The organism is Corynebacterium callunae DSM 20147 (genome assembly GCF_000344785.1).
Taxonomy (GTDB): Bacteria; Actinomycetota; Actinomycetes; order Mycobacteriales; family Mycobacteriaceae; genus Corynebacterium; species Corynebacterium callunae.
Window position 1 is genome coordinate 2,825,538 of record NC_020506.1, and the last position, 14,014, is coordinate 2,839,551.

Sequence of the window (14,014 nt, forward strand, 5' to 3'; positions counted from 1 at the left end):
TAATAGTCTTATTCGCCGTGCTCCGCCCAAAGTGGGACACATGTATACGAATGGTCACCAGTGAGTTCTGCCAATGCGCACCAACCCGAGCAACAAGTGGGACAACGCTCCCGCATTGTTCCTCCCACGCCTCCGTCCCCTGTGCCGGAGGCTCGCAAGAAAACCTCAGCCGCCGTTGAGGATCGTTCCAAGCTGAAAAGCTCGCCCGCCCCGGAAACGTACCCCGCGTCCCCTGCGTCCCCAACTTCTCAGGCTTCCGCGCAGGCTTCCGCGCAGAGATCGGCGCAGAGATCAGCACCAGCTGCCCACGTTGCCGCGGTCGCCAACTCTGCAAACAAGCCACATGGCAAAGCAGCCACCAGTGACAATGATGTGGTGCGCTCCACCGGCTCAATGGCGCTAGCTACTTTGCTCAGCCGTATCACCGGTTTCTTGCGCACTGTCATGATTGGTGCGGCACTGTCGCCGGCGATCGCTTCGGCCTTTAATACGGCTAATACGTTGCCCAACCTGATCACTGAAATTGTGCTCGGCGCGGTGCTGACATCCTTGGTTATTCCGGTGCTTACCCGCGCGGAAAAAGAGGATGCCGATGGCGGCTCTGGCTTCTTTAGACGCCTGCTGACACTCTCGGTGACACTGCTGGGTGGTGTGACCATCTTGTCCATTATTGGCGCGCCACTACTGACTCGGATGATGCTTTCTTCTGAGGGCCAGGTCAACGTGGTGATGTCCACGGCATTTGCCTATTGGCTGCTGCCACAGATTTTCTTCTATGGACTCTTTGCACTGTTTATGGCAGTGCTTAATACACGTGAAATCTTTAAGCCAGGTGCCTGGGCGCCCGTGGTCAACAATGTAATCACCCTGGCAGTCTTAGGCATTTACATGCTGTGGCCTGCACGTTTGTACCCAGATCAACATGTCAGCATTTTTGATCCACAGATTCTATTCCTGGGCATTGGCACCACCTTGGGCATTGTCGCGCAATGTCTGATCATGGTTCCTTATCTGCGTCGCGCCGGGATTGATATGCGCCCGCTGTGGGGAATTGATGCCCGCCTCAAGCAATTTGGTGGCATGGCCTTGGCGATTATCGTCTATGTGGGCATCTCCCAATTTGGCTATATCATCACCACTCGTATCGCTTCCTTGGCTGATGATGCCGCGCCATTTATTTACCAACAGCATTGGATGCTGTTGCAGGTTCCTTATGGAATTATCGGCGTTACGCTGCTTACTGCCATCATGCCGCGCCTATCGCGTAACGCTGCAGAAGGCGACGATAGGGCAGTGGTTTCCGATCTTAAACTCGGCTCCAAACTCACTTTTATTGCCCTGATTCCGATCGTGGTGTTCTTCACCGCCTTTGGTGTTCCTATTGCCAATGCGCTTTTTGCCTATGGCCAATTTGATTCCAATGCCGCCAATATCTTGGGCTGGACTTTAAGTTTCTCTGCTTTCACCCTGATCCCTTATTCCTTGGTGCTGCTACATCTGCGTGTGTTTTATGCCCGCGAGGAAGTGTGGACACCAACTTTCATCATCGCCGGAATCACCGCCACCAAGGTTGTGCTTTCCCTGCTTGCTCCAATGCTCTCCAGCTCCCCGGAGCGTGTGGTGGTGTTGCTGGGTGCAGCCAATGGTTTCAGCTTTATTACCGGTGCTGTTATCGGCGCTTATTTGCTGCGTAAGAAGCTTGGTCTTTTGGGCATGCGCTCTTTGGCAAAGACTTCCCTGTGGGCACTTGGTTCCGCGGTGGCAGGTGCTGCTGCGGCGTGGGTTTTGAGCTGGATTATCCAAGCCATCATGGGCGATTTCCTGCTGGGCACTTTGGGCTCCGTTGGTTATCTGCTCTTCCTTGGTGTGTTAGGTGTTTTCTTCCTCATCGTCACCGGCTTGGTGCTATCGCGTTCCGGTTTGCCAGAGGTGCAAAACCTGGGCCAGGCCTTGACGCGCATCCCTGGCATGCACCGCTTCATTCGCCCCAACTCCAAGATTTCTTTGGATGTGGGCGAGGTGTCCGAACAAGACTTCTCCACCCAGTTGGCAGCTTCCAGTGAGTTTGCCGCCACGCCAGTTCCACCGCCGATGTCTGCCGGTATTGTGCGCGGTCCCCGCTTGGTGCCCGGCGCGCCAGTTTCTGATGGCCGTTTCCGCTTGCTGGCCGATCACGGTGGCGTGCAGGGTGCTCGTTTTTGGCAGGCCCGCGAGATTGCCACCGGCAAGGAAATTGCCTTGGTCTTTGTGGATACCTCCGGCAATGCACCTTTTGCCGCACTCTCTCCAGCCGCTGCCGCCGGCATTGCCTATGAGGTGCAGCGTCGCACCAAGAAGCTGGCAGCACTTAACAGCCCCGCGATTGCGCCAAATATCCGCACCGAGGCCTACCGCAATGGTTGTTTGATTATGGCTGATTGGGTGCCAGGTTCCAGCCTGGCTGCTGTTGCCCAAGATGGCGCCGATCCGCGCGCCGCTGCCTACGCCTTGGCTGAGCTTTCCGAGGCAACGGGGGCTGCCCACAATGCTGGTGTGGCGCTCGGTTTGGACAATAAGTCCCGCATCCGCATTAACACAGACGGCATTGCTGTGCTGGCCTTCCCGGCAATTTTGCCGGAGTCCACTTTCCACCGCGATGCGCGCTGCTTGGCCGCCGCAGTTGAGATGCTTATCGACGAAAAGACGGCGCCCAATGATGTGAAAGATTTGGTCGCACAGGCGCGCAAGCTAGCCTCCACTGAAGAGCCAGCTCCGGCAGATGATTTTAATGCCTTGGCATTATCCATGCGCACCTGTGGACTCTTCACCGAGGAACCAGCTCAGTTGGTGGTGAAGAAGGAAAAGACTCCAAAGCCTGCCAAACGTGATGGTTTTGGTGCCTCCGATTATTCCCTCAAGGGCATGGCAACCATTGCCATTGTGGTTATTTTGCTGGTGTCCATGGTTGCTGCGGTCACTGCCTTCCTGACAAGTTTCTTGGGCAGCAATAATGAGGAATCTCCCCTTGCGACTGTGGAATCCGCCAGTGCTAGTGCAACCACTGAACCAGTTGGCCCGCCTTTGTACTTGCCCATTACCCAAGCCTTCAACTGGGATGAGGGTGCAGGTGCTGCCGAAGCTGATGTCATTGACACTGATCTAGACACCGCCTGGACTTCTACTGGCGGCACTGGCTTATTGGTGCAGCTAGAAAACCCTGCCACCTTGGATCGCTTGATCTTGAGTGCTGGAACTTCCGCCGATACCGCAGTGAACTCCACCGTGAAGATCTATGCCTTCCAGGATGAGAAGCCCACTGCACTTTCCGCGGGCATTGAAATCGGCGAGGTGGAATATTCCGGCGAAAACCTCAGCCATGACATTGGCGATTCCACAAAGCTGCCCGGCAAGGTGCAGTCCTTGGTGATCTTGGTTGACGATGTTTCCGCTGAAGATTCTGCTGCTAGTGATCCTGCAGCGCAGATTGCAGAAGTTGAAGTTGTGGGCTGGTAAATTTTTCCGGCTTAGTTAGAACCAGCTGCCTTGTTTGAAAAAACGAGGCAGCTGGTTTTTGTTATTTCAGGTGGTTTTTCAACCCCGACTGGGTGCAACTGGCTTGGGGTTACACTGTGTTGCGTTGCCTAAGTGCGTGCTTAAGAGTCTCTGAGAGCAAATGGGCATAAACCTGCTCATTGGGTCTGCCACCGCTTAAATCACCTTAAGGATTGGTAGATCCTGTTCTACACCTCCCACTGTGGTGGGTATTGAAGGTAGGGAAGTAGCACCGATACTAAACCTCACAGCGACATTCAACTGGGATACGGAGTGTATCCCATTGCACGCCGGGGGCCCCATGAAAGTGTTACCACAGCCGACTGCCATCAGTTCCGACCTTAGTGATGCACAACTAGTAAAAAACTTTGTTTCCGGCGATCCGGATGCCTTTGGCAGCATCATTAAAAGACATCACCGCCATATGCTGCACGCCGCTCAAAGATATGGCCGTAAACCTGAAGACACTCAAGATATTCTCCAAGAAGCGCTTTTTAGAGCTAGTCGCAATATGCACCACTTCCGTGCCGAAGCAGCATTGGGAACTTGGCTCCATAAACTTGTCCTCAATTCTGGATGGGACTGGGCCAAACATCGCAGCCGCTGTGAACTCGCGGTATTGGATGAACCAACCACCAATCTTGACGATGATCCGCGGCTAGCTATCGATCCACTGGGATACCTCGATGTAGCACTCACTATCCGGCAAGCAATTGATACCTTGCACCCAGATCAAAGAATCGCCTTAATTTTGGTGGATTTGGGCGGATATAGCATTGAGGAAGTTGCTGAAATTGAAGGCGTCAAAGTGGGAACCATTAAATCGCGGCGGGGGCGCGGGCGAAAAATTCTTCGAGAACTTTTGCATACTGATTTTTTGGGGGAAGATCAGCCGCCTCGCTGTGAAAAAAATGCACAGCTACAAAACGATCAGGCCCTAAATGTGAAATAGCAAACACCGTGCGCAGCCTGTGACATTTCAACCAGTGGGAACCTTTTTGCCCTGCCATAGCGTTGACTATGACAGCTCCACAAATAGGGTGGTTTGATTAAAGCACCTAGAATTTAAGGTGAGATGTGCAGAGCACCTGCACTCACAAAAAGCACCAAGAGGGAATTAGGAAATCAATGTCTGAAGAACAATCTGCAGCAACCCCCACCATTCACGATGTTGCCATCATTGGCTCCGGCCCAGCTGGCTATACCGCAGCTGTTTATGCCGCCCGCGCTGACCTCAAGCCCATCATGTTTGAAGGTTATGAATTCGGTGGATCCCTTATGACCACCACCGAGGTGGAGAACTTCCCTGGTTTTGAAAACGGCATTATGGGCCCTGAGCTTATGGAAAACATGCGTGCTCAGGCCGAGCGCTTTGGTACCGATATGCGCATGGAGCTTGTTGACCGCGTTGACCTCACCGGTGAGATTAAGAACATCTGGGTTGGCGATGAGGAATTCCAGGCTCGCGCTGTCATCTTGGCCATGGGTTCTGCACCTCGTTACCTAGGTGTTCAGGGCGAGAAGGAATTGCTCGGCCGCGGCGTTTCTGCCTGCGCTACCTGCGATGGTTTCTTCTTCCGCGACCAAGACATTGCTGTTATCGGCGGTGGCGATTCCGCAATGGAAGAAGCCACCTTCCTTACCAAGTTCGCACGCAGCGTGACCATCGTGCACCGACGTGAAGAGTTCCGCGCCAGCGCCATCATGCTGGAGCGCGCACAGCAAAATGAAAAGATCCGCTTTGTTACCAACAAAGCCGTTGAAGAGGTCCTCGAAGGCGAAGGCAAGGTAAAGGGCCTGAAGCTGAAGGACACCGTCACTGGTGAAGAGTCTGTTCTTGATGTCACTGCGATGTTCGTGGCCATTGGACATGACCCTCGTTCCGAGATGATCAAGGGCCAGGTTGAGCTGGATCCTGCCAACTATGTGCTGGTTGCAGAGCCTTCCACCCGCACCAACCTGGATGGCGTTTTTGCCGCTGGTGACCTGGTTGATAGCCACTACCAGCAGGCTATTACCGCTGCTGGTTCGGGATGCCGTGCTGCCATTGACGCTGAGCACTATCTCGCCGCACTAGGCTAACCCTTACTAAACGGCCACAGGGAGGCAAAATGTTGCCATCCTGTGGCCATTTCGTTGCCATTCTTAAGAGCTAGCTGAGAGATTCACAGTTAGCCTTAATTGAAACCGTGTATCAATGACTAACGGGCTAAATAAAGCTGTTTTTATTATTCATTGTCACATCTAGAGGAGAAACACCATGAGCAACGTTGTTGCTGTTACCGAAGAGACTTTTAAGTCCACCGTCATTGATTCCGATAAGCCAGTTATTGTAGATTTTTGGGCTGAGTGGTGTGGGCCTTGCAAGAAGCTCAGCCCCATCATTGAAGAGATCGCTGGCGAATATGGCGATAAGGCTGTTGTCGCTAGTGTTGACGTAGATGCAGAACGTACCCTGGGTGCAATGTTCCAGATTATGTCCATCCCTTCAGTACTCATTTTCAAAAACGGTCAGAAGGTTGATGAGTTTGTGGGATTGCGTCCTAAGGGCGAGATTGTGGAAAAACTAGAACAGCACCTCTAACTGGTAGTCTGTCTAAATTCCGTTGGAAAGACATTCCAACATGAAGATTCCACAAAACCCCGCTACCCATGGGTTTTTTAAGAAGAAATATGAAAGGAGCAGGGTGTCCAACGTCCTGAGTGTCGGCGATCGCAGCCCACGCGTAGCCGAAGTTCGCACTACGCTCGCACGCCTTGGCGTGATTGAAGGCTATGCCCGGGATGTCTCTGCCAAGACTGAATCCCCAAAGTTCCACGAAGAAGAAACGCTTTTCGACGAGGACCTCAGCTTCAGCATTAAATCTTTCCAGCAGGCCCGCGGAATCGTGCCTTCTGGACTGATCGACGATCTCACCCTGCGAGTCCTTCGCGAAGCTTCTTATACCCTGGGTACCCGTGTCTTGTCCTACCAGCCTGGCAATCAGCTGGTCGGCGATGACGTCGTCGAAATCCAAACCCAACTCCAAGAGCTGGGCTTTTATACCGACCGTGTGGATGGCCACTTTGGTGAAATCACCCACAAGGCCGTCATGAACTACCAGCTCAACTACGGCATGCAAGCAGATGGCATCTGTGGCCCAGAAACCATCCGTGCGCTGTCCCGCCTCGGACTGCGCATTAAGGGCGGTTCCGCACAGGCTATCCGTGAGCGTGAGCGTATGCGCAGCGCTGGCCCACGTTTGGCCGGCAAGCGTGTGGTTATTGATCCTGCCCTCGGTGGAAGCAATAAGGGACAGCTTGTTAAAGGCCCTTATGGTGAGATTTCTGAATCGGAAATCCTCTGGGATCTTGCTACTCGCCTCGAAGGCCGAATGATCGCAGCAGGTATGGAAACCATCCTCTCGCGCCCGCATATGGATGATCCCAGCAGCCGTGACCGCGCCTCCATTGCCAATGCTTTTGGCGCTGATCTTATGCTCAGCCTCAAATGCGATTCCTACCCCAATGAAAAAGCCAATGGCGTAGCCAGCTTCTACTTTGGTTCAGAAAATGGCACCAACTCACTAACCGGTGAAACTCTCTCCGGTTATGTGCAAAAGGAAATTGTGGCGCGCACCCCGCTGACCAACTGTGGCAGCCATGCACGCACCTGGGAGCTTTTGCGCCTGACCCGCATGCCAATGGTGGAGATCGTCACCGGCTACCTCACCAATCCTGGTGATCTAGCGGTGCTGACTGACCCCAAGATGCGTGACCGTATCGCAGAGGCCATTGTGGTGGCCGTGAAGCGCCTCTACCTCCTAGATGAGGCCGAACAGCCAAAGACTGGTTCTTTTAAGTTCAGCGAGCTTCTCAAGTCCGAAAACGCGTCTTAACAAACGTAGTAGAGCCCAGCCCGAGAGTTTCTCGCGCTGGGCTCTACTGTTATTTAAAAAGCTCCCATTTCCGCCAACATAATTTGCGCCTCTTTGGCAGCAAGCATGCCACTGGCAGGTGGCAATTCCATACGCAGGCGTGGCAACACAGGGTGATCTGCTACAACTTCAAAACCTGCAGAACGCAGCGCTTCAAAATCAATAAGTCCGATTTTGTAGCGCTTTTTCACAATTTTGCGCAGCCTCCCGGTTTCCGGGAGGGGTGCGTCAGCACGTAACCCAAACGCCTCGACGGCGGGGTAGTCCCGCTTAATAAGCTCCATGAGAGCCGCGTCGAGAAGCGCTGCTTCCATGCCCACGCCCCGGAAAACCTCTTCAATAAAAAGGCTGCTAATGATGGCGGCGTCTTCGGAAATGGGGGCGCTGGGTAGGGCTTGGGCGCCCGGCGCGGAGCTGCGATCGCAGAAGATGATGGTGGCGATCGCCGCGGTGCCATTGCGGTAACCGATATTAAAACCGCAGCTACCCTCCGCTAAAAGGGTGGTAGACAGCCACGCTTCCTTCTCGAAGGCGGCATCGGTTTTGGCCACCGTCTCCGGCGCAAACTCCCAGAACACCGATTTCCGGGCCTGGGGATGGACCTCATCAAGGTGGTCGGGTGTGATGGGGAAGAGGGCAGCGTGCATCATTTAGCTCGCCCGCAGATTAACGTCCCTGGATAAGGGACATGATGCGCTCAAAGTCATCCTTATCCCCAAATTCCACCACGAGCTTGCCCTTGCGCTTGCCCATCATGACAGAAACCTTGGTATCCAAATTATCGGCCAAGGATTCCGCCGCACGGGTAAACACCTCAGGAGTCGCAGTCTTGGCACGTGGTGGCTTCTTTTCCTCGTGGTCACCGCGGTTGTGCAGCAACACGACCTCTTCGGTAGCGCGCACTGAAAGACCCTCGGCAATAATGCGGGTAGCCAGCTCCTCTTGCGCTTGCTCGCCGGCCTTAAGGCCAAGTAAAGCACGGGCGTGACCTGCAGAAAGTACGCCGGCTGCCACCTTAGTCTGTACATTAAGCGGCAAACCGAGGAGGCGAATCATATTGGTAATCACCGGACGGGAACGGCCCAACTTATCGGCTAGTTCTGCCTGCGTAACACCAAATTCCTCAAGCAACTGCTGGTAGGCAGCAGCCTCTTCCAAAGGATTAAGTTGTACCCTGTGGATATTTTCCAGCAGCGCGTCACGCAGCATGGCGCCATCTTCAGTTTCCCGAACGATGGCAGGAATAACGTCTAGACCAGCACGTTTGGATGCACGCCAACGGCGTTCACCCATAATGAGCTCATAACCCTCAGCAGCTTTACGAACCACAATCGGCTGCATAAGACCAAATTCACTGATCGAATGCACCAGTTCATCCAGCGCCTGCGGATCAAATTCAACCCTTGGCTGCTGCGGATTTGGGCGGATCTGCTCAATGGGGATCTCTAAATAGGTAGCCCCAAATTCGCTTGTCGACGCCCCACTCTGCGGCTCCCGGGCCGCCGCAGGGGAGGCCGGGGAGGCTGGGGTTTCCTGAGTCGTCGGGGTGGCTGCTGGTTGAGCCTCCGGCTGGGCTGGCTTTTCATCTGCTTGGGGTGCAGCTGGTTGTGCTTCAACTGGTGGCACAACTGCTGGCTTTGGCTTTTTTGCCTGTTCAGCGGTGCGACGCGCACCCACGGTACCACCGAGGATAATGTCAGCCGCTCCACCACCTAGGCCGGGGGAGTTACTCGGGCCTGAGGGAATAAGTGCGGCCAGACCGCGCCCCAGACCGCCCTTACGCTTTTCCGCCTGGGACTTGTCGGAACCCTTGTTCTGGGCCATCGCTCTTAGACGCACCTTTCGTACAGCATGATGATTTTTCGTATCTAAAGAAGTTTACTGCTATTGCGCAGGTTTTAGGCCGATCGGACCAGATTCGGCACTGGGTTGGAAATCTCCGCGCAGCGCAAGTTCCTTAGCAGCATCCAAATAAGCCATAGCTCCACGAGAACCTGGATCATATTCAATAACTGTCTGACCATAACCCGGAGCTTCCGAAACCTTCACCGAACGAGGAATCTTATTCTTCAAAACAACCTCACCGAAGTGGGAGTTCACCTCAGTGGCTACCTGCTCCGCCAGGTTAGTGCGGGCATCGTACATCGTCAGCAAAATTGCCGAAATATGCAGCTCGCGGTTGAGGTGCTGACGCAACATGGTGATGTTGTTAAGCAACTGACCCACGCCCTCCAGTGCGTAATACTCACACTGAATAGGAATGAGCACCTCATTAACCGCGGTCATAGCGTTAATGGTGAGCAGTCCAAGAGATGGTGGGCAGTCAATAATGAGGTAATCAAAGCCGTGTTCCTCAATAAAATCCCGGCCCAGGGCATCTGCCAGGCGGTATTCACGGCGGACCAGGCTTACCAATTCAATTTCCGCACCGGCCAAATCCAAAGTAGCTGGGATGCAGAAAAGGTTTTCATTGGCGGTGGAAGGCTGCATCGCTTCTTCAGCGGTGCATTCACCAATGAGTAGTTCATAGCTTGAAAGGGTGCCAGAGCGGTGCTCCACACCTAGTGCGGTGGATGCATTGCCCTGTGGGTCAAGATCAACAACCAACACTTTTAGGCCGTGAATAGCCAAAGAAGCTGCCAAGTTAACGGTAGAGGTGGTTTTTCCCACTCCGCCTTTTTGGTTGGCAATGGTGATCAACCGGGGTTCCTTCGGCTTTGGCAAGCTCAGGGAATTGGGGGTCATCACCTGCGCTGCGCGACGAGCTGCCGCAGCAATTGGTGTGTCTTCCCAGGTATTGTCATCCATCGACGTGTTCCATCCCTTTATCTCCTTGTGGATCACATCCACATTAATGCTTAAAGCCCTATCCATTCCACCACAGTTGTTCGAACTGTGAGTGGGTGAAAATTATTCGCCCAGTTTTATGGGGAAATTACTTCTCACGACGAATTGAAATCAAGGTGGTGGGCTCACTCAAAAGTGCGGCTCCCACCTCAAAGACTGCCACATCTGCGCCGCCAGCCTTCGCAATTTCTTTAGCGTCGCGTTCAATTTCCTCGGCCACGCTCGAGCCCTTCATGGCAATCATGCGTCCGCCGATTTTGGTCAAGGGCAAAGACCAACCAGCCAGCTTGCCCAAAGGCGCTACTGCGCGGGAGGTAACAACATCAACCAAACCGACCTGCTTGCGTACTGCTTTTTCCTCAGCACGACCTCGAATAACAGTGACATTATCCAAGCCCAGTGCCTCTTTTACCTCGTTGAGATAAACCGAGCGCTTGAGCAAAGGTTCAATGAGCGTGATGTTGAGATCTGGGCGCGCAATGGCGAGCGGGATACCTGGCAGTCCGGCACCTGATCCGATATCTGCAACTGTGATGCCCTGATCCATGGCCTCGCCAATAACACCGCAGTTGAGAATGTGGCGATCCCACAGACGGGGCACTTCGCGAGGTCCGATAAAGCCACGAATTGAACCATCGCTTGCTAGCGATTCGTGATAAGCAATTGCCTTGTCGAGGTTATCCCCAAAAAGTTCAGCGGCTGCTGGTGGCGTTGTCATGAAAAGGCTCTCCTTAAAGAGTGCTAGCGGTACAAACTACAACTATAACGACAACTGGATTAGAGCTTTAGCGCCGGTAGCTTAAATAGTGCCCACGGCGTCTTTTGGGGGCTCTTATGCTGCGCACTCCGGGTCTTATTCCACCTGCCAAATAAAAAACTGGCCGCCAACCTCGGTGGAGGTTGACGGCCAGTAAAAAAGCTTTTTACTTCTTACGCTTCTTTGGATTTTCTGGCTTTGCGCCAGGCTTTGGAGCGGTGGAACGCTTTGCTTCGCGCTTTGCCTGCTCTTCGGCTTCTTCTTCAGCATCCATCTTGCCGAAGATATAACGCTGCTGGAAGAAGGTCCACACGTTGTTGGCCATCATGTAGACCAACAAACCGATGGTCCAGATGAAGCCGGTGAACAAAATGGTTGCTGGCATGAACCAGAGCATCATCTTGTTCATCATCTGCATCTGCATAGCCATTTGGTCATTGGCAGGAGCCTGCTGCTTGCCAGCTGCCTTGCGGGCTTCCTGGCGATTCACGGACAAACGTGCGTTCATGTGGGTTGCAACAACGATGATCAAAATCATTGGAGCTGCAACAAGCGCAATGTTCAAGCGGGAAACATCGAGGCCGCGGAAAGCGTCGAAAGCTTCGGTTGGCATGGTGATATATGCCGACAGTGGCGCACCAAAGAGGTCTGCCTTGAGGAAGGACTGCACCTCAGGAACACCGAAGATGTAGTTTGCGGTGTTGGCGTTTTGCTCGACAGTCATACCCAGCTGGCCGACACCTTCGCCGGTGCGGTTGAAGGAACGCAGCACGTGGAACAGACCAATAAACACTGGAATCTGCACCAACATTGGCAGACAGCCCGCAATTGGGTTAACACCCATGTCCTTTTGGAGCTTGCGGGTTTCCTCCATCATCTTCTGCTGGTCATTTTTGTATTTTTCGCGAATGGCCTGCATTTTTGGAGCCATGTCTTGCATCTTGCGCTGGGAGCGCATGGTGTTAACCATAGGCTTGACCAACACCAGACGAACGGTGAAGGTCAGGAACATGATCGACAAAGCCCATGTGAGTCCGGAATCCGGGCTCAGCACAAGGCTAAATGCCTTATGCCAGAACCACAGGATGGCCGAAATCGGCCAATAGATGAAATTGAGCACTGTGAGTCGATACTCCTCGATTGTTAATGGGGACTATGTACTTATGTGGCTGAGTTTCTTGAGCTTTCACCTGCGAAAATAGCCAAGTCTTTGGTTTTAGGTCACTGTTTCCGTGAACCAAAATCCGCGTTTAGGCACAGGATCGTATCCTCCAGGATGCCAAGGTCCACATTTAGCTAACCGAGCGCTGGCGAGAATAGTTCCTTTAAGTGCCCCGTGTACTGAAACCGCGTGCAAGGCATAGGTGCTGCACACGGGATCAAAACGACAGGTCGAACCCATCTTAAGTGCTGAAAGATACTTTTGGTAGAAACGAATGGCAGAGGCTGCTGCTTTAGCTGGCAAGCCTTGAGGTGCCGGAATCTCCAGAGGTTGTTCACCTGTTGTTTTTGGGGCGCACACGTTGTGCTTTTCCTAGTCCATAGACGATATCTCTTTCGAGATCTGCAGAACTTGCCTGCCCAGCTGCTGCTAAAGCCCTAATCACAATGTGGTGAGTGGGGGAGAGCAGCTCTGGATTATTGGCCACAATTTGTGTGCAGACATGACGAAGCCGTCGGGAGGTACGGTGACGAATCACCGCGTTTCCGACGGCTTTTGAAACGATAAGGCCGAATCGTGGTCCACCAAAAGAGGCAACATTGCCTTGATTATTGGTAGAATCCAGCGATTCGGCACTATCCCACAGGTGTACTACAACAGTTTTGCTTCCTGCACGACGCCCTTTTCTCAGTACCGTGCGAAATTGCAGGGATGAGTTCAGTTTGTTTTGCGCAGGAAGCACTGTGCCGACACCTTAAAAAGTGGTGACGCGATTACGCGGTCAGCTTTGCGCGACCCTTACGGCGACGTGCAGCAACAATTGCACGACCTGCACGGGTACGCATACGAAGACGGAAGCCGTGAACACGTGCACGACGACGGTTGTTCGGCTGGAACGTCCGCTTTCCCTTTGCCACGTTAAACACTCCTAAATATTTTGTTGTCAGATCACCGGACACACCGGTTGGACGACATTTACAAAGACCTGTGGAAATAGTCTCGCAGCAGCCCGATTCCGGGGGAACGATCACCCAACGTTGGATGATTTATTAATGAGATGCGGTTTCATGGTTGAACCCGCCGCTGCACTCCATGTGAAGTGCTGCTCTCAAAGCACATTCGTTGTGATTGGAGATTTTGGGGTAAAAATCCAATTCAATTCGATGTGACAGACTGGTTTAGCTTACGGGAAGTTGACCTGCGAAAACAAATCGGTCCAATTGCAATTCGACGGGGGCACCCGTAATTACAAACGTGGCATTAACTACAGGTGAGAGCCTAAATCGCCCGCCCAAACGCTTTTCGACGCCGCCCTTTGCGGGGCGCAATGCAGCAAAACCTGCCACGGCCTTAAAAACTATTCACAAGGGTTGGACATGTGGATTGAACTGGGAGTAACAATAAAAACAGCACACATCATTAACAGGTTGTGGAAACTTCTACCTGTGGATAACACGGACAACTAACCCTCAACTCATGGGTCAGACCAATAAAACCGCAGGTAGACGCAATTTCTGAAATGATGCATAAATTCCACAAGGTATAGGCTATCCTGTGGATAAATGAATTTAGGAAAGTTATCCACAGCTGTGGACAACATTGTGGAAACAATGGTGAGAGACGTTTCAAGGTGTGGAAGCGCTTGTAGAAACACCCCAGACGTCCGGTGGATAACAATGCGGAAAATTTTGTGTTTTTTGTAATTTCCACGCCTTCAAAAACACGGCTGAATTTAATTCCTTTGCATCCGCAAAGGGCGTCAAAAAGATCAAGTTTCGCCATAAGGAGATACCCGAAATA

At 52.9% G+C, this 14,014-nt stretch carries 13 protein-coding genes; 5 read left to right on the forward strand and 8 right to left on the reverse strand.

All coding sequences use genetic code 11. The annotated features are described in order from the left end of the window. Positions 1-60 precede the first annotated feature (60 nt). From murJ to H924_RS13070, 5 genes are all read left to right on the forward strand, one after another. A complete protein-coding gene (gene murJ / locus H924_RS13050) occupies positions 61-3,492 on the forward strand; it encodes a murein biosynthesis integral membrane protein MurJ (protein WP_015652432.1) in 3,432 nt (1,143 codons plus the stop codon). Between the two features lie 340 nt (positions 3,493-3,832). Then, positions 3,833-4,483 carry a sigma-70 family RNA polymerase sigma factor gene (locus H924_RS13055; protein ID WP_015652433.1) on the forward strand — a complete coding sequence of 217 codons (651 nt, stop codon included), beginning with the start codon at positions 3,833-3,835 and terminating at the stop codon, positions 4,481-4,483. A gap of 176 nt (positions 4,484-4,659) precedes the next feature. Next, on the forward strand, positions 4,660-5,613 hold the full coding sequence (gene trxB / locus H924_RS13060) for a thioredoxin-disulfide reductase (RefSeq protein WP_015652434.1): 954 nt from the start codon (positions 4,660-4,662) through the stop codon (positions 5,611-5,613). A 178-nt stretch (positions 5,614-5,791) separates the two neighbouring features. Further along, a complete protein-coding gene (gene trxA, locus H924_RS13065; RefSeq protein ID WP_015652435.1) occupies positions 5,792-6,115 on the forward strand; it encodes a thioredoxin in 324 nt (107 codons plus the stop codon). A 103-nt stretch (positions 6,116-6,218) separates the two neighbouring features. Then, positions 6,219-7,409: an N-acetylmuramoyl-L-alanine amidase gene (locus tag H924_RS13070; RefSeq protein WP_015652436.1), complete on the forward strand. Its 1,191-nt coding sequence runs from the start codon at positions 6,219-6,221 to the stop codon at positions 7,407-7,409. A 53-nt stretch (positions 7,410-7,462) separates the two neighbouring features. Here the strand turns inward: H924_RS13070 and H924_RS13075 are convergent, their stop codons facing one another. The 8 genes from H924_RS13075 to rpmH all read right to left on the reverse strand — a co-directional run bounded on the left by H924_RS13075 (position 7,463) and on the right by rpmH (position 13,131). Continuing rightward, positions 7,463-8,098 carry a hypothetical protein gene (locus tag H924_RS13075; protein ID WP_015652437.1) on the reverse strand — a complete coding sequence of 212 codons (636 nt, stop codon included), beginning with the start codon at positions 8,096-8,098 and terminating at the stop codon, positions 7,463-7,465. Between the two features lie 16 nt (positions 8,099-8,114). Continuing rightward, positions 8,115-9,272: a ParB/RepB/Spo0J family partition protein gene (locus tag H924_RS13080; RefSeq protein WP_015652438.1), complete on the reverse strand. Its 1,158-nt coding sequence runs from the start codon at positions 9,270-9,272 to the stop codon at positions 8,115-8,117. 60 nt (positions 9,273-9,332) lie between these two features. Further along, positions 9,333-10,256, reverse strand: a complete 924-nt coding sequence (locus tag H924_RS13085) for a ParA family protein (RefSeq protein ID WP_015652439.1) — start codon at positions 10,254-10,256, stop codon at positions 9,333-9,335. Positions 10,257-10,383: 127 nt separating this feature from the next. After that, positions 10,384-11,013 carry a 16S rRNA (guanine(527)-N(7))-methyltransferase RsmG gene (gene rsmG, locus H924_RS13090; protein WP_015652440.1) on the reverse strand — a complete coding sequence of 210 codons (630 nt, stop codon included), beginning with the start codon at positions 11,011-11,013 and terminating at the stop codon, positions 10,384-10,386. Between the two features lie 205 nt (positions 11,014-11,218). Continuing rightward, positions 11,219-12,172 carry a membrane protein insertase YidC gene (gene yidC / locus H924_RS13095; RefSeq protein ID WP_015652441.1) on the reverse strand — a complete coding sequence of 318 codons (954 nt, stop codon included), beginning with the start codon at positions 12,170-12,172 and terminating at the stop codon, positions 11,219-11,221. A gap of 96 nt (positions 12,173-12,268) precedes the next feature. Next, a complete protein-coding gene (gene yidD, locus H924_RS14020; RefSeq protein ID WP_245533931.1) occupies positions 12,269-12,541 on the reverse strand; it encodes a membrane protein insertion efficiency factor YidD in 273 nt (90 codons plus the stop codon). A gap of 7 nt (positions 12,542-12,548) precedes the next feature. Continuing rightward, positions 12,549-12,956, reverse strand: coding sequence for a ribonuclease P protein component (rnpA, locus tag H924_RS13100; protein WP_015652443.1), 408 nt, complete (start codon positions 12,954-12,956; stop codon positions 12,549-12,551). 31 nt (positions 12,957-12,987) lie between these two features. After that, positions 12,988-13,131, reverse strand: coding sequence for a 50S ribosomal protein L34 (gene rpmH, locus H924_RS13105; RefSeq protein ID WP_003855320.1), 144 nt, complete (start codon positions 13,129-13,131; stop codon positions 12,988-12,990). Between the last annotated feature and the right edge of the window lie 883 nt (positions 13,132-14,014).